Annotated in this window: 15 protein-coding genes; 14 read left to right on the plus strand and 1 reads right to left on the minus strand. The window is 40.0% G+C overall.

What is annotated here, in order from left to right:
• Positions 1–49 precede the first annotated feature (49 nt).
• The 14 genes from LVD16_RS23245 to LVD16_RS23310 all read left to right on the plus strand — a co-directional run bounded on the left by LVD16_RS23245 (position 50) and on the right by LVD16_RS23310 (position 14,454).
• Positions 50–514, plus strand: a complete 465-nt coding sequence (locus LVD16_RS23245) for an RpiB/LacA/LacB family sugar-phosphate isomerase (protein WP_233770693.1) — start codon at positions 50–52, stop codon at positions 512–514.
• Positions 511–1,920 carry an NADP-dependent phosphogluconate dehydrogenase gene (gene gnd / locus LVD16_RS23250; RefSeq protein ID WP_233770694.1) on the plus strand — a complete coding sequence of 470 codons (1,410 nt, stop codon included), beginning with the start codon at positions 511–513 and terminating at the stop codon, positions 1,918–1,920. The genes LVD16_RS23245 and gnd overlap by 4 nt, the downstream gene beginning before the upstream one ends.
• A gap of 36 nt (positions 1,921–1,956) precedes the next feature.
• Positions 1,957–3,459 carry a glucose-6-phosphate dehydrogenase gene (gene zwf, locus LVD16_RS23255; protein WP_233770695.1) on the plus strand — a complete coding sequence of 501 codons (1,503 nt, stop codon included), beginning with the start codon at positions 1,957–1,959 and terminating at the stop codon, positions 3,457–3,459.
• A 10-nt stretch (positions 3,460–3,469) separates the two neighbouring features.
• The gene (pgl, locus tag LVD16_RS23260) at positions 3,470–4,195 is read left to right on the plus strand and encodes a 6-phosphogluconolactonase (RefSeq protein ID WP_233770696.1); all 726 of its coding nucleotides are present in this window, start codon (positions 3,470–3,472) and stop codon (positions 4,193–4,195) included.
• 255 nt (positions 4,196–4,450) lie between these two features.
• Positions 4,451–5,113 carry a hypothetical protein gene (locus LVD16_RS23265; RefSeq protein WP_233770697.1) on the plus strand — a complete coding sequence of 221 codons (663 nt, stop codon included), beginning with the start codon at positions 4,451–4,453 and terminating at the stop codon, positions 5,111–5,113.
• Between the two features lies 1 nt (position 5,114).
• A complete protein-coding gene (locus tag LVD16_RS23270; RefSeq protein WP_233770698.1) occupies positions 5,115–5,429 on the plus strand; it encodes a hypothetical protein in 315 nt (104 codons plus the stop codon).
• 12 nt (positions 5,430–5,441) lie between these two features.
• Positions 5,442–5,807: a response regulator gene (locus LVD16_RS23275; protein ID WP_233770699.1), complete on the plus strand. Its 366-nt coding sequence runs from the start codon at positions 5,442–5,444 to the stop codon at positions 5,805–5,807.
• A gap of 3 nt (positions 5,808–5,810) precedes the next feature.
• Positions 5,811–7,814: a chemotaxis protein CheA gene (locus LVD16_RS23280; protein WP_233770700.1), complete on the plus strand. Its 2,004-nt coding sequence runs from the start codon at positions 5,811–5,813 to the stop codon at positions 7,812–7,814.
• Positions 7,798–8,274 (plus strand): chemotaxis protein CheW, encoded by a 477-nt coding sequence (locus tag LVD16_RS23285; protein WP_233770701.1) that lies wholly within the window; start codon positions 7,798–7,800, stop codon positions 8,272–8,274. The genes LVD16_RS23280 and LVD16_RS23285 overlap by 17 nt, the downstream gene beginning before the upstream one ends.
• Before the next feature lie 26 nt (positions 8,275–8,300).
• Complete coding sequence (locus tag LVD16_RS23290; protein WP_233770702.1) at positions 8,301–9,350, plus strand: protein-glutamate methylesterase/protein-glutamine glutaminase; 1,050 nt, start codon at positions 8,301–8,303, stop codon at positions 9,348–9,350.
• 107 nt (positions 9,351–9,457) lie between these two features.
• Positions 9,458–11,119 (plus strand): AMP-binding protein, encoded by a 1,662-nt coding sequence (locus LVD16_RS23295; protein WP_233770703.1) that lies wholly within the window; start codon positions 9,458–9,460, stop codon positions 11,117–11,119.
• Between the two features lie 70 nt (positions 11,120–11,189).
• Positions 11,190–12,305, plus strand: a complete 1,116-nt coding sequence (locus tag LVD16_RS23300) for a glycosyltransferase family 4 protein (RefSeq protein WP_233770704.1) — start codon at positions 11,190–11,192, stop codon at positions 12,303–12,305.
• Between the two features lie 69 nt (positions 12,306–12,374).
• Positions 12,375–13,967, plus strand: coding sequence for a glycosyltransferase family 39 protein (locus LVD16_RS23305; protein WP_233770705.1), 1,593 nt, complete (start codon positions 12,375–12,377; stop codon positions 13,965–13,967).
• Between the two features lie 58 nt (positions 13,968–14,025).
• Positions 14,026–14,454 carry a tellurite resistance TerB family protein gene (locus tag LVD16_RS23310; protein ID WP_233770706.1) on the plus strand — a complete coding sequence of 143 codons (429 nt, stop codon included), beginning with the start codon at positions 14,026–14,028 and terminating at the stop codon, positions 14,452–14,454.
• Here the strand turns inward: LVD16_RS23310 and LVD16_RS23315 are convergent.
• Entirely contained in the window at positions 14,451–15,830 is a 1,380-nt protein-coding gene (locus tag LVD16_RS23315; protein ID WP_233770707.1) for a sodium-dependent transporter, read from the minus strand. The genes LVD16_RS23310 and LVD16_RS23315 overlap by 4 nt on opposite strands.
• Positions 15,831–16,061 lie beyond the last annotated feature (231 nt).

Here is a 16,061-nt window from a genome sequence, read left to right on the forward strand (position 1 = left end):
CTTTCCTTACTTTGAGGTGTATAAAACTTAGCACCAATTAACACCCGCTATGTTAAAAATAGGACTAGCAGCAGACCACGGAGGGTATGACCTCAAAGAAGAACTAAAAACATCCCTGCTAGACGCCTCTCTATATGAAATTATAGATTTTGGAGCTTCCTCCTATGATAAAGATGACGACTATCCTGATAAAATTATCCCTTTGGCAGAGGCCATGTCTTCAGGAAAAATTGACAAAGGCATAGCCATTTGTGGTAGTGGCGTAGGCGCATCTATTGTAGCTAATAAATTTACTGGTGTAAGAGCCGCTCTGATCACAGAAACGTATTCTGCACATCAGGGTGTAGAGCATGATGATATGAACATTTTATGCCTGGGCGGCCGGGTGTTGGGTACAGCTTTGGTTACTGAGATAGTAAATGCCTTTCTAAAGGCTAAATATATTGGAGAAGGTAGGTTTGAGCGAAGATTACAAAAATTAATTCAAACAGAAGAAAACAATTTAAAAAAATGAGCGACACAGGTTATGACTTCGGAATGGTAGGTCTTGGGGTAATGGGTAGAAACCTATTATTAAACATTGCCGATAGCGGCTACAGCGTTATAGGTTTAGACAAAGACCCTGAAAAGGTTTCATCTTTAACGGCTGAGTCTGAAAAAGAACATGTAAAAGCTACTACCAGTGCAGAAGAATTTATCTCATCATTAAAATCTCCTAGAAAGATAATGATGCTGGTACCGGCAGGTGCACCTGTAGACTCTGTGATAGCCGAGCTTACTCCGCTCCTATCTGAAGGTGATCTTCTTATGGACGGAGGTAACTCTTACTTCCCAGACACGGACAGAAGATATGCTGCACTTACTGAGAAAGGCATCCATTACATGGGTGTGGGTATTTCCGGTGGTGAAGAGGGAGCCAGAAGAGGACCTAGTATTATGCCTGGTGGCAGCGCTGATTCCTATGACATGATCAAACCTATTTTAGAAGCTGCGGCGGCCAAAGTAAATGGTGAGCCGTGTGTTACTTTCATAGGTCATAAAAGTGCTGGTAACTATGTAAAAATGGTGCATAACGGCATTGAGTATGCACTTATGCAGTTAATTTCAGAGTCATACCACCTGTTAAAGAAAGGCGTAGGCCTTACGGATGGTGAGCTACAAAAGCTTTACTCTGAATGGAATGAAGGTGAATTAAATTCATTCCTTATGGAAATCACCGCTGACATCTTCGCTAAGAAAGATGACGATGGCGAAGCACTTATTCTTAATAATATTCTAGACAGAGCTAGATCTAAAGGCACAGGAAAATGGACTTCTCAAAATGCAATGGATCTGCAAGTTGCCGCTCCTACCATTGACATGGCTGTAGTGGTAAGAGATATCTCTGCCATTAAAGAAGAGCGTGTGGCCGCTGGCAAGGTATTCCCTGTAGAAGAATATAAAATGGATGCTGATAAGCAAACGGTGATCAAGCACGTAGAAAACATGCTGAAGTTTGCCTACATCACAGCTTATGCTCAGGGGTTTGCTATGATCAAAAAGGCCAGCGCAGAGTACGGTTATGAAGTAAACATGGCCGAAGTAGCTAAGATCTGGAGAGGTGGATGTATCATTAGAGCCACTATGCTTGAAGATTTCAGACAAGCCTTCACTGAAAATGAGTCTTTAGATAATATCATGATCAACAGTGGGTTAGCAGAAAAACTAAGCAGCTACCAAACAGATATTAGAGAAGCTATTAAGCTAGGAATGGATGCAAAGATTCCAATGCCTGCTACCATGGCTTCATTATCATATTTTGATTTGTACAGAAGCAGCTGGTTGCCTCTAAACCTGATCCAGGCGCAAAGAGACTTCTTCGGTGCTCATACTTATGAAAGAATAGGAAAAGAAGGTGTATTCCATACTATTTGGAAATAATCATAAATAAGACCCTTAAAAAAATTCATTAATCTCATGATGATTGATTCAATAAAAAAGCCAGGACCTACCGTATTGGTAATCTTCGGTGCCTCGGGAGATCTTAGCCAGCGCAAGTTGGTACCCGCACTATATAACCTTATGCTGGATCATTGGCTACCCGATAATTTTGCCATGGTAGGTGTTAGCCACCATGACAGAACTACGGATGACCTGAGAGAAATCCTAAAGGAGGGCGTTAGTGAGCACTCGAGACAGGACTTTAAGGGTAATGGGGATTGGGACACGCTGTCTGAAAGCATTACTTATTACAAGGCAGATTTTACAGATCCTGAAGCTTATAAAGGTCTGGCCAAAGAGCTGGATAGCTACGATGAGAAATGGAATACTTCTGCCAGCAGAATCTTCTATTTGTCAGTGTCTCCGCAGTTCATTGAGCCGATTGCTCAAAACATCAATACTTCTGGTATTGCCAACAATGTGAAGACCAGCCGAATAGTGGTAGAAAAACCTTTTGGTAGAGACTATGAGTCAGCCAAGCACCTGAATAAAAAGCTTCGTGGGCATTTCCTTGAAAGTCAGATTTATAGAATCGATCATTATCTGGGTAAGGAAACCGTTCAGAACATCATGGCTTTCAGATTTGCCAATGCCATTTTTGAGCCTTTATGGAATAGAAACTACATAGATCATGTACAGATCACCGTATCTGAAACGGTAGGTGTAGAGCACAGAGGAAACTACTATGATAAGTCTGGTGCCCTAAGAGATATGATCCAAAACCACTTACTTCAGCTCTTGTGTATGATAGCCATGGAACCACCCATCACCTATCATGCAGATGAGATTCAGAACAGAAAAGTGGATGTACTGAATGCCATTCGCCCGTTTTCTTCGGAAGAAAAAGTGAAAGACAATGCCGTAAGAGGACAATATACTGCCGGTAAAGTAGACGGAGAGACTATAGAAGGTTATAGAGATGCTAAAGGTACTGATGAGAAATCTAACACAGAGACCTATGCAGCCATGAAGGTGTATCTGGATAACTGGAGATGGAAAGATGTGCCATTCTATTTAAGAACAGGAAAGAGTCTGCCGGAGAAAAATACGTCCATCACCATTCAGTTTAAGCCGGTGTCTCATCAGCTTTTCCCTTGTGACGCTACGAACACCATTCCTAACCGCTTGGTAATCCACATCCAACCTACTATGGGCATAAAATTGTGTATGCAGGCCAAAAAACCGGGCATTAAAATGTCTCTGAATAATGTAGAAATGAACTTCGACTATGATGATGCCTTCTCTGAAGCAACACCTGAAGCTTATGAAACATTGTTATTAGATGTAATGCAAGGAGACTCTACCTTATTTATGAGAGCAGATCAGGTAGAAGCTGCATGGAAAATAGTGATGCCTATCTTAGAATACTGGGAGAATAACAAAGATGAAGACTTCCCTAACTATCCTGCAGGATCGTGGGGACCTAAAAAAGCCGATGACCTACTAGAAAGAGATGGTAGAACATGGCTCGTACTTTAAAAAATAGAATATGATTAAAGTTTATAAAGATAAAATCGAGGCTAGTGAAGCAATGGCCGAAGATTTAAAAACAATTGCTTTAAACAGTGTAAAGGAAAACGGAAGATTTACCATAGCCTTAACCGGTGGTAGCTCACCAATTCCTTTGTATAATCTACTGAAGGAAAAGCCTTTAGTTGATGAAATCCCATGGGATAAAACCTACATTTTCTGGGGTGATGAAAGATGTGTGCCCTTCGATCATGAAGATAATAATGCTAAAATGGCATGGGACACTTTTCTGGATTTCATTCCTATTCCTCTAGACCATGTTTATAGAATGAACAGTGAAGTTCATCCCAGACAAGGCGCGGAAGAATACGAAAAAGAGCTGAAAAACCATTTTAAAGATAGTGACCCCGTATTTGATCTAATCTTACTAGGCATGGGAGCCGACGGGCATACTGCCAGTATATTCCCAGGCTCAGGAGTGATCCATGAAAAGGAGAAATGGGTAGATCGTGGGTATAATATGGAGTTAAATTCTGATAGAATTACTTTAACAGCACCTTTAATCAATCAGGCTAAGAACATCTTCTTTGGTGTTTATGGTGAAGGAAAAGCTGAAACATTGAAGAATGTTATTGAAGGAGAATATAATCCTCTGGAACTGCCTTCTCAACTTATTAAGCCAGACCATGGAAACCTGGTTTGGTATACAGATGAGGCTGCAGCGGCACTTTTAGAAAGTAAATAATAGCATTTAAATCATAATGATCCCAACAGATAATCGGCTATTGCTGAGCAATTGTTGGGATTTTTTTTGCCTTGAATAATAAAATTCAATTCCTGCCCCCTATTCTTCTGACTGTTTAAGTCATTTTATCAGCATAAGCCGTAAAAAACAAGGTAGCCTACCATTTAAATCCGCCCACAAATGATTATATTAATATAGAATCATTTGGGCCAAGCTGTCATAGTGTGATCAGCCGCCTTCAGGCTTATTTTAAATATGACTACAGAATCAATTGAAATTAAAAAGCAACTGAGCAAGGTAGATGATATTCTGAAAAACCTTACGGCCATTGTCCAATCAGAATTTCATTACATATCTAACTACCTTAGAAATTTCTCTTCAATTACCTACGCCCACCCCGAACATCAAAAAGCTGTTCATGCCGTTATTAGAGAACTACAATATTTTGATCTCCTTCATCAGAAAGTAAGCCATGTCATTGATATTCATAATAAAATAGGTGAAGCAGCACCTTTTAATATTGAGTCGTCTCACAAGTTGTCTGGTTTTTCAGTGTTTAAGCTCAACCTTCTTCAAATGGGGGTAGCTATCAAAGAGCTGAAGGAAAAGATGGACATAGTCAATCGCTATCTTTCTATGCTGGACTATAGCTTCAGCATAAGAGGTGATTTTATTGACATGGTCAGCTCTTTTCAAAATAATCTTAAAATTCATTATCTCATCCTTCAGAATAAATATGAGCACCTGCAGTTCATAGATGTCACTGCAGCAGAAAATGCTATCATGCAGACATATTCTACCTTTTCTGAACGCAAAGTGATGGAATTATACCTGGAAGACCATACCGTGACAATAGATAGAATTAGTGATTATCTGAGCACCGTTCAAGATGACTCTTCTTCAGTTGATCTTTTTTAATATGGAAGCAATAGTAAAACTAAAACCGGATGTTAAATCAAGAAGTCTACAGGTTCTTTTTACGGGCTCCTTAACTTCTACATATGCCACGAAAATCCATCAAGAATTAGATAAAATCGAATTTGAAAAATACGAAACCTTAATAATGAGTATCCAGAATTCTGACATCATAGACCTGAGTTTTTTACAGATACTTTGGGCTTTTACAGAGCACTGTAAAACCTTAAATATTGAACTGTCCTTGAATTCAGAAATTGCTGAAGAGCAACTTCAACTCATTGAGGTAACAGGTTTAAAACCATTAATAGAACTATAAAAGGCTTTAACCATGAGTAAAACTATATTGGCAGTAGATGATTCTAATAGCATAAGAGTACTCATTGATATTACTCTGAGCAATGCCGGGTATAAGGTAATCATCGCTGCAGATGGAGACAAGGCAATAGAACAGCTAAATGGCCAACATATCGACCTGATTATCACTGACTTGAACATGCCTAATCTTGATGGTATATCCTTGATAAAACAGGTGAGATCTCATGAAAATTATAGCAAGGTTCCCATTCTGCTATTATCCACTGAGTCTCAGGCCGTAAAGAAAGAGGAAGCAAAAGCGGCGGGTGCTACAGGCTGGCTGGTAAAGCCGTTTGAACATGACAAGTTACTGGCGGTAGTGAAGAAAGTAATCAGATAAACTATGGATCAACTCCAAAAGACTTTTTTGCTTGAAGCTGAGGAGCTGATCACTGATTTAGAAGAAGCTCTGCTTGCCCAGGAACAAGACCTGCATAATGAAGCGCATGTAAAAGAAATATTCAGAATACTACATTCCTTAAAAGGCGGTGGAAGCATGTTTGGATTTAATACCATAAGTACCGTAACACATCATTTGGAAAGTATTTATGATGAAATAAGAAACCACAGGCTAGCGCCCACCAAAGAAATTCTAAACATCACTTTTGAAGCATTGGATCATATTAAAGCCACTCTGCATGATCAGGAGCTATCAATCCCAAGAAACAAGGCCAATCATGATAAGATAAATGCCCGAATTGAAGTATTAATAGGAGAAGAACTGGAAGCTGAATATATCCCAAATGCTGAACCCTCTGTAATTACTACTTACTACATCCTTATTCAGCCGAAATCTACCATATTTCAAAATGGCACTAATCCACTGTATCTGGTAGATGATGTGATTAGCCTGGGAACTGGTATAGTGCTACCATCACTTAGCAAGGCACCCTACTGGGACACTCTGAATCCTGAGCTTTGCTTCACTGACTTTGAAATAATATTGGCAACCTCCGAACCAGAGTCAGAAATAGAAGACGTTTTCATTTTTGCTCAGGATCAGTGCGAGCTAAGCATTCAAACCATTGGCGAGGGAAGCCTGCTTGAATTGGACGGTTTCAAATTATCTTTACTCAGTAAGCCGATTAACGCTGAAATATATGGCTATGAAACTATAGAAGAACTAGCCAAAACCTATATAAACGAGCGTACGAAACCAAAGCCCCAATCAAACGGGCAGCCTAAATTAATTTTAGAAAGCAGCATAAGAGTACCTTCTAGCAAGCTGGATGAGCTCATGGACCTTACCAGCGAGCTGGTCACCACTCAGGCTCAGCTTTCGCTCATAGCAGAAAAATTAAAAGCCGCTGATCTTATTGATCTGTCAGAAAGTTTCGAGAAAATAACCCGGAGATTAAAAGACAATACCTTCTCCATGTGTCTGGTGCCCGTTGAAACCATGATCAGCCGATTCAGACGGTTAGTTAGGGATCTCAGCAACACCTTGGAGAAAGAAGTGAATTTCAAAGTTACAGGTTCTGAAACTGAGCTGGACAAAGCCATTATTGAGAGCATCAGTGATCCTATTCTTCATTTGATCAGAAATAGCATGGATCATGGTCTGGAGCAGGGTAATGAAAGAGAAAAACTAGGCAAACCGGCTCAAGGCACACTTGAATTTAAAGCTTATCATTCCGGTCCATTTGTCTTCATACAAATCATTGATGACGGAAAGGGTATAGATCCTGCAAAAGTCAGAAAAAAGGCCTTGCAAAATGGATTAGAGGCCGCTAAAGATCAAAATGATCAAGAAGTGCTGCAGATGATATTTACCCCCGGCTTCTCCACTGCCGAAGAAGTCACGGACATTTCAGGCAGAGGTGTAGGCATGGATGTGGTGAAACGAAAAATCGAATCATTAAAAGGTGAAGTCAACATCGAATCTACCGTTAATATAGGCACCACCATAACGATAAAACTTCCTTTGACTTTGTCCATCATTGATGGCATGGTAGTACAAATATCAGGGAATCGGTATGTCATTCCACTGCCCTATGTAGACAAGTGCCTGGAGATTAAAACTAACGAACTTACCTCGGCCATTAGTCAGAAACAGATCATTGATGGGATGTCGCTACAATTATTTCATTTAAGATCCTATTTCAACGAAGAACCATATGATGAAGAAATCACTCAGGTCATCAAGCTAAATTACAACCAACGGGCAGTTGCCATTAGCATAGATTTTATTATTGGTCAGTTTCAAACGGTGGTAAAACCGTTGAGCAAGCACTATGCCTCGCAGCCTGAGTTTAGCGGCGCTTCTGTTCTGGGAGATGGCGGCATAGCTTTAATTCTGGATATCAATCGGTTAATTCAAGCTTTGATCAATGAAAACAATATTTAATTTACAAGACATAGATTTAGACGATAATGTCTTTCAGTTTTATCTGGTGTTTTCACTTGGCCAGGAGAATTTTGGTGCTCCGGCAAAAATGATTACGGAAATTTTGGAGGTGCCTACCATTACCAAAGTGCCCCGGTCTTCTCCTGAAATGAGAGGTGTTATAAATCTTCGAGGCAGTGTAGTACCCATCGTTGACATTAGGAATAAACTGGGCCTCAACTATGCTGAGGACACTGAAGATACTCGAATCATCATCATGGAGATACTTATGGATGACCACTATGAAAAAGTAGGAGCGGTTGTAGATGATATGCAGGAGGTGCTGGACATAAGACCGGAGCAAATCAAGGAAATAGGCTCCTCTAACAGGAAATACGAAGCTGCTTTCACCAATGAAATAGCAGAAGTACAAGATCAGACAATCTATCTATTACAGCCTGATCATGTTTTTGCACCCTGATACTGTAGACCAAAAATGTAGCCTGTATGCCAAATACTAAAATAAAAGTTCTGATCATAGATGACTCCGTGGTGATGAGGCAAACACTGAGTCACATCCTTAGCAAGGATCGACAGATCAAGGTAATAGGCACAGCCGCGGATCCTTTTATAGCTGCAGAAATGATTAGCAAAGAACCCCCAGATGTGATTACACTGGATATAGAGATGCCTCGCATGGATGGCCTTACCTTTCTTTCCAAAATTATGTCACAAAGGCCCATCCCCACGGTAATTATATCTCGATTTACTGAGAAAGGAAGTGGAAATGCAATAAGAGCATTAGAAATCGGCGCTATAGAGGTGATTGATAAAAACACGCTGGGTGCTAAAAGCAAAACCGAAACAGAACAGCATATTATACATCTGGTAAAAGTGGCTTCCAAGGCCATGGTAAGACGGAAAAACTTAACAGGTCACAGCACTTTCAAGAGGTCATCCATGAACGATGCGAAGAGTTTACCTTCTGAGCAAGTGATCGCCTTCGGTGCATCTACCGGTGGCACAGTGGCGCTGGCCAGCATACTCCAAAATATGCCTCCCAATTGCCCTGGAATAGTTATAGTACAGCACATGCCTCAAGCTTTTACCCGCTCTTTTGCAGAACATTTAAATAGCATTTGTCAGATTACAGTAAAAGAAGCAGAAGATCTCACTCCTATACTTAAAGGCCAGGCCCTAATAGCTCCAGGCAATCAGCATATGACGGTGATAAACACCGGTAGGCATTTCAGCGTAAGCCTAAACGATGCAGAGGCCATCAATAGACATAAACCATCAGTAGATGTGTTATTTTATTCATTGGCAGAATGTGCCGCCAGCAAATCGGTAGGAATAATACTTACCGGCATGGGTACAGACGGCTCACAAGGCCTCCTGGCTTTAAAGCAGGCTGGGGCCATGACAATAGCGCAAGATGAAAATTCTTGCAGTGTATATGGCATGCCGAAAGAGGCCATCAGGCTTCACGCGGCTGAGCATATATTACCATTAAGTGAAATTGCACCATTCTTAATCAAATCATTAGATAAGAAATAAGTGTCTGGAAATATTGAGATTCTATAAGAATTTAATTTTGCTTATACTCTGGTATTTATTCATTTTTTGGTACTTTCGGAATCGATTGTATTTAACTTATTCTAATTATGAGTGACTTCCCTTGGATTAAAAGCTACCCGAAAGGCATACCTGCTACAATAGCCCCTTTAAAGCATCAATCATTGGCAGAGATGTTTGAAGAAGGGTTTCAGAAATATAAAAACCTGGAAGCTTATGAAAACATGGGCGCTTCTCTCACTTATGATGAAGTGGATCACTTATCAAAAAAATTCGCTGCCTTCCTTCAAGGCCACTGCCAGCTAAAAAAAGGAGATAGAATAGCGATACAAATGCCTAATCTACTGCAATATCCTATAGTATTAATAGGCGCTCTTCGAGCTGGTATCATTGTAGTGAATACCAACCCTCTTTACACACCAAGAGAAATGGAACATCAGTTTAAAGATGCTGATGTAAAGGCGGTGATTATTGTGGCTAACTTTGCCAGCAATCTGGAAAAAGTATTAGCCAGCACCGGCATAAAGAACATAGTGATCACTGAAATAGGCGATCTCATGGGGGGCTTAAAGGGTAAACTGGTAAACTTTGCTGTAAAGCACATCAAGAAAATGGTGCCTAAGTACAATATCCCTCAGGCCATTTCCTTCAAAAAAGCATTATCAATAGGCGAAAGTCACAGCTTCACGGCTCCTGAGCTCAAGCAAGATGACTTGGCCTTTTTACAATATACAGGAGGCACCACCGGTGTTTCTAAAGGAGCGCAGCTTTCACATGGTAATATCCTGGCGCATACTGTGCAAGTAACGCATTGGTTCTCACCACTGTTAGAAGACGGCAAGCACGAAACTATGATCACAGCCATTCCGCTTTATCATATTTTCGCACTTTCAGTAAATGGCATTTTCATGTTTAAAATAGGTGCTAAAAACATACTTATCACCAACCCAAGAGACATGAAAGGCTTCATTAAGGAGCTTAAAAAACACAAGTTCACCTTAATGACTGGCGTTAACACTCTTTTCAATGGTTTGCTTAACCAGGAAGATTTCAAGACGGTAGACTTCAGCCAATTAAAGACCTGTATAGGCGGTGGTATGGCCGTACAAGATTTCGTAGCCAAAAAATGGGAGACTGTTACTGGAGGTCCTTTGGTAGAGGGTTACGGACTTAGTGAGACTTCACCGGTTTTATCAGTAAACCCGCTGGACGGAACTCATCAATTAGGTACAATTGGCTTACCTACACCAAGCACTGAAATGGCTGTTTTTGATGAAGAGGGCAATAAACTTAACGATGGCGAAGTAGGAGAAATCTGTGCCAGAGGTCCTCAGGTAATGTCTGGCTACTGGAATAAGAGTAATGACAATGTTTTCTTTGAAGGCAACTGGTTCAGAACAGGAGACATGGGTACCATGAACGAAAACGGCTTCTTTAAAATTGTAGACCGTAAGAAAGATATGATCAACGTATCTGGCTTTAACGTTTACCCGAACGAAGTAGAAAATGTAGTGGCTAATCACCCTAAAGTATCTGAGGTAGCCGCTGTGGGGGTACCTGATGAAAGGTCTACGGAAGTAGTGAAAATCTTTGTAGTGAAAAGCGATCCTTCATTGACAGAAGAAGAACTGAAGGAATTCTGCCATGAAAACCTTACGGGATATAAACGCCCTAAACACATTGAGTTTAGAGATGAACTTCCAAAATCAAATGTAGGTAAAATTTTACGCAGGGAACTGAGAGAATCCTAACATAGAACTACCTATTCCTTAATATTAAGTTTTAAAACCCGCTTACAGGATTTCATATCTTCAATCAAGAATGATTGAAACGGTCTCTTTTACAGAGCCACATGCAGATATGAACATCTTATTCCTCACCTACCAGGGCGATATTGCGGGTTCTACGAACTCTATCAGCTATTTATCCCAGGGACTTGCAGAGAAAGGTCATAACGTGATTATGGGCTGCCGCAAGGAGTCTTTGCTATATAAAAACCTTTCCAACTCCAAGGTAGGGCTCATCCCTATGACTTTTGACTCCCGCTTCGATGTAGACAACATGAAGCAAATTAAAGAAACTGTTAAGAAGCATAACATTCAAGTAATAAATGCTCAGAGCAGCCTGGATAGGTATACCTCTATCCTCGCCCGATGGAGATACCAACTGCCTGTTAAATTAGTACACACGCGCAGGCAGGTTTCCAGAAGTGTGGGAGGCATTCAGAATGTATTTTATCAGACCGGGACGGATAAAATCGTAGCCGTGAGTGATGGTATTAAAAAATCATTGATGGCCAAAGGAATTAAAGAGAAGAATATAGAGGTCATCTACAACGGCACTCCTCCTCAAAAATACAATAACATTGACCCAAAAGAGGTTGAACTACTCAAAGCCAAGTTCGATATTCAGCCCGGTGATTTCGTTATTGGATGTGTGGCCCGTGCTAAAGAGCAAGTGCAGCTTCTACAAGCATTGGCACATGTGAATTTTAAGGCTAAAGTGATCTTTGCTGGCATAGAAGAGACCGCTGAATACAAAAAGATTATAAGAGAAAACAATCTAAAACATGACATATTCTTTGAGGGCATGGTGTCATCAGAGAACATATTGCCATACTATAAAATATTCGATGTAAAGGTGCTCCCCTCAAAAATCGAAGGCCTTTCTCAATCTTTATTAGAAGCCATGTTTTTAAAAGTACCGGTTATAGCCACTGCCTTAGCAGGAAATCTCGACTTGATTAATAATAGAATTAACGGCCTTCTTTTTGAAGATGAAAACATTCAGGACCTGGCAGAAGTGCTCACAGCCGTATATCATAATAAAGACTTAAGGGCCTCTCTCGCATCTGAGGGTTTTAAAACCGCCCAGGAATTTTCGGTTGACAGAACGGTCAATAACTTTGAGACTCTTTTCACTTCATTGTTAAAATAGGGCATGCGCTTAAACCTTGATTTCAAACAATATAAAAACTAGCTTTGCCGATCACTAAATTTTTTCAGATTGGCAGATCTTAAGAATAACTCTATCAAACAGTATTATCAAGCTCATCCTTTGAGAACAATTTTACTGGCAGCACTCTTTTTAAGACTACTAGCGGCATTTTTTTCAGAGGGTTACGCCTTTCATGATGATCACTTCTGCGTGACACGTGTGGCTCAAAGCTGGGCTCAGGGCATTCCGCACTGGGTTAATATGGATCATCCGCCAATGCACAGTATGCCTTATGCAGGTATTAATGCCATTATCATTTGGATAGTAGAGCACCTGGGCATTACTGATTCAATTGCAAAAACTACCATCTTAAGAATTTTCCACGCATTCTATTCACTGCTAACCGTTTACTTTGCTTATAAAATCACGAATCTCATTTCCAATAAAAAGAATGCCGCTAAAGTAGGTTGGATACTCACCATACTGTGGTTTATGCCTTATCTAAGCGTGAAATTCTTGGCTGAATTAGTATGTGTACCTCCACTTTTGGCTGGTTTTTATCTCATTCTTAGAGAAAAAGCGGAAAGCAAAAAGCTACTCCCCTATCTATGTGCGGGAGCTTTATTCGGTTTGGCATTTACCTTCAGGATGCACAGTGTCCTCTTTGCCGGTGGACTAGGGATCATTTTATTATTCAGGAAAAAGTGGCTCGAAAGTGTAGTTTTCACTGCGGGCTTTCTAATCATCACTTTTATATTGATAGCTATTCCTGATATGATTTTCTTTGACTATCCATATCAGTATATCGTGGGTTATTTCACTTACAACAGCGAAAACGCTTACAATTATGTCACTGGTGGGCCATTTAAATTTCTTCTTACCACCTTTGGATTTCTTGTTCCTCCGGTAAGTGTATTTCTCATCTGGGGCTACATAAAGGGAAGAAAAATAGAGCCGATGATGTACCTGGGCATTCTAATTTTCTTTATAGTTCACTCTATTTTCCCTAATAAACAAGAGCGATTTATCCTACCTATGTATCCATTTCTAATCATCATAGGAACAATAGGATGGACCAATTTTGTGGAACATTCTAAGTTTTGGATCAAGCACCCAAAGTTACACAATGGCCTTTGGAATTTCTTTTGGGGTATAAATATCATTGCTACTCTGGCCATGGCCTTAACTTTCACTAAACGAGATCGTATAGAGCCTCTGCATTACCTTTCTAAAAAAACTGATGTCACCTCAGTAATTGTAGAAAGCGAGCGTGGCGGTGTGAAACAGGTACCTGTATACTACCTGGGTACTAACTGTGTAGATTATGATGAGCTACATGCCGGCCTATTAGGTTTGGAGGAATTTGAAGCTAATCAAAAATACCTGGACCCTAACTTTAAAGTAGTATTTGACTTTGGTGCTGACAAAAGCCCGGAAAGACTCCAGTTCGAAATGGACAGCGTGCAGAAGCAGCCCAATTATATTATTTTCAAGGGAGAAAATAATTTTGATCAGAGGAAACAACGGGTCAATGCCTTGTTTCCAGGAAAGAAGCTAACCTTAGAAAAGGAAATAAATCCTTCTCATTTCGATCAGCTTTTACACATCCTTAATCCAAGGGTACATAGAAACGATGTAGCTCGCGTTTACAAAATTGACTAAACCATTGAAATTATCAGATAATTAGATATATTGATTTATTTAATTAAACCTCTGAATAATGATTGGCTTTTTCGAACATCAATACCTGTCTTATAAGAAGACACACTTAAAAAACCTTATCGCATTAGCCAAAGCCGATGGTGAGCTGCATGCCGATGAAGAGAAGATGCTTTATGTAATGGGAGAACGATATGGCTTGAAAGATCGCCAGATTGCCTCCTTAATCAGAAGCAATAAACCCATCGAATTTCAGGTGCCTGAAGGCTTTGAAGACAGAATGAATCAGCTTTATGACTTGATTATCATGGTCTACGCTGATGGCATTGTGGAAGAAAGTGAAGTTGCCTTTTGCGAGAACCTTATGGATCAGTTTGCTTTCAGAAAAGAGATAGTAAACTGGATGATAGAAATGTTTGATAAGGGAAATCCTCCCACTCTTGAAGAATGGGAGAATATCAAAACTAAGGCTAAAGATTTTATTATCTAGATCAGCATTATTCCGAAGAACTTGGCAAGCACTGTATTAATAAACAGGAAGCCAAGTACAAACGGGCAGATCACTGTAATCATAATATTGATAAACTTCTCAAGGAAAGACCCTTTGTATTTAGGGTTTCCTTGTGCTATCTCATCACTGAAGTTTTCTTTACGCCACTTCACCGCAATGAAGATAGACATTAAGCATCCTCCAAGAGGTAAACTGATATCACTAAACACTTCTGCCACAAAAGTTAAGAAGTCTTTGTCTCCGTAGAATCCAAGCTTTGAGAATATCTCAACAGCGCCTTGAGACAGCATACTTGGTATACCCACTAAGAAAACGAAAAGCGCTAGCAACCACACCACTCTCTTTCTTGGCCATTTTTTCTCATCTACAAGATAAGCTACTGGCACTTCTAATAAGCTGATAGTAGAAGTTAAAGCAGCGAAGCATAGTAATAAGAAGAATCCTCCTCCTATTATTCTACCTACTAGAGGCCCCATAGCTTCAAACACACCCGGTAATACTACGAATACCAATCCTGGGCCAGCAGTTGGCTCAAGGTTTTGAGAGAAAATTAATGGGAAGATTAACAGACCAGCTAAGAAAGCTACACTGGCATCCATCACCGTGATCATGGCTGCAGAAGAAATGATATTGTCATTCTTACTGATGTAAGAACCATAAGTAATCAAAGCACCCATACCTAAAGATAATGAGAAGAATGCCTGACCAAGTGCTGAATAAAGCGCCTCACCTTTAAAGTTACTGAAGTCAGGAAGTAAATAATACTTCACCCCCTCCATAGCGTTAGGCAATGTTACCGCATATATGATAAGCCCAATAAGGATGATGAATAATACAGGCATCAAAATCTTTGAAGCACGCTCAATTCCTCCTTGTACACCTTTAACAACTATAAAGGCGGTGATGATCATAAAGCAAAATGAAAATATAAAGTTATCAGTAATGTCAGCTACATAATCGCCGAAGAACTCACTGAAATTACCATTCTGAAGAAGATTACCGAAGGAGATCTCAAGGAAATAACCAAAGGCCCAGCCTGCTACTACATTATAAAAAGAAAGAATCATTACACCGCAGAGAATACCGAAAAGACCAATAATCCCCCACTTCTTTCCTCCTAATTTCTTATAAGATCCATAGGCATCTGCCTGCGCTCTTCTACCAATGGCAATTTCACCTACCATTATAGGATAACAAACCACCACGGTAAGTATTAAGTATATAATAAGGAATACTGCTCCTCCGTTAAGTCCCGCTTCATAAGGAAACTTCCAAATATTTCCCAGCCCCACCGCAGAGCCCGCGGCTGCGAATATGAAACCTAATTTACTACTAAATCCACCTCGGTTTGCCATAATGTAATGTAAGTTTTAAGCGCTGAAAATATGGACAATTTATCATTTATCAAAAGAAAAACTGAAGCATAGGCGCATTTATGTATAAACGGCGATATAAATAATCAAAATCAGCAATAATAACTTAATCCTGTGCAATATAGGAGCATGTATCATTAAGTTTAGGTAAAGATTTTTATTATTATTCTCCGATAATACCGGTGACTTTTAAGTGTTAAAAAGGTCTAATTG

Origin of the sequence: Fulvivirga ligni, assembly GCF_021389935.1 — a bacterium.
In the GTDB taxonomy this organism is placed as follows: Bacteria; Bacteroidota; Bacteroidia; order Cytophagales; family Cyclobacteriaceae; genus Fulvivirga; species Fulvivirga ligni.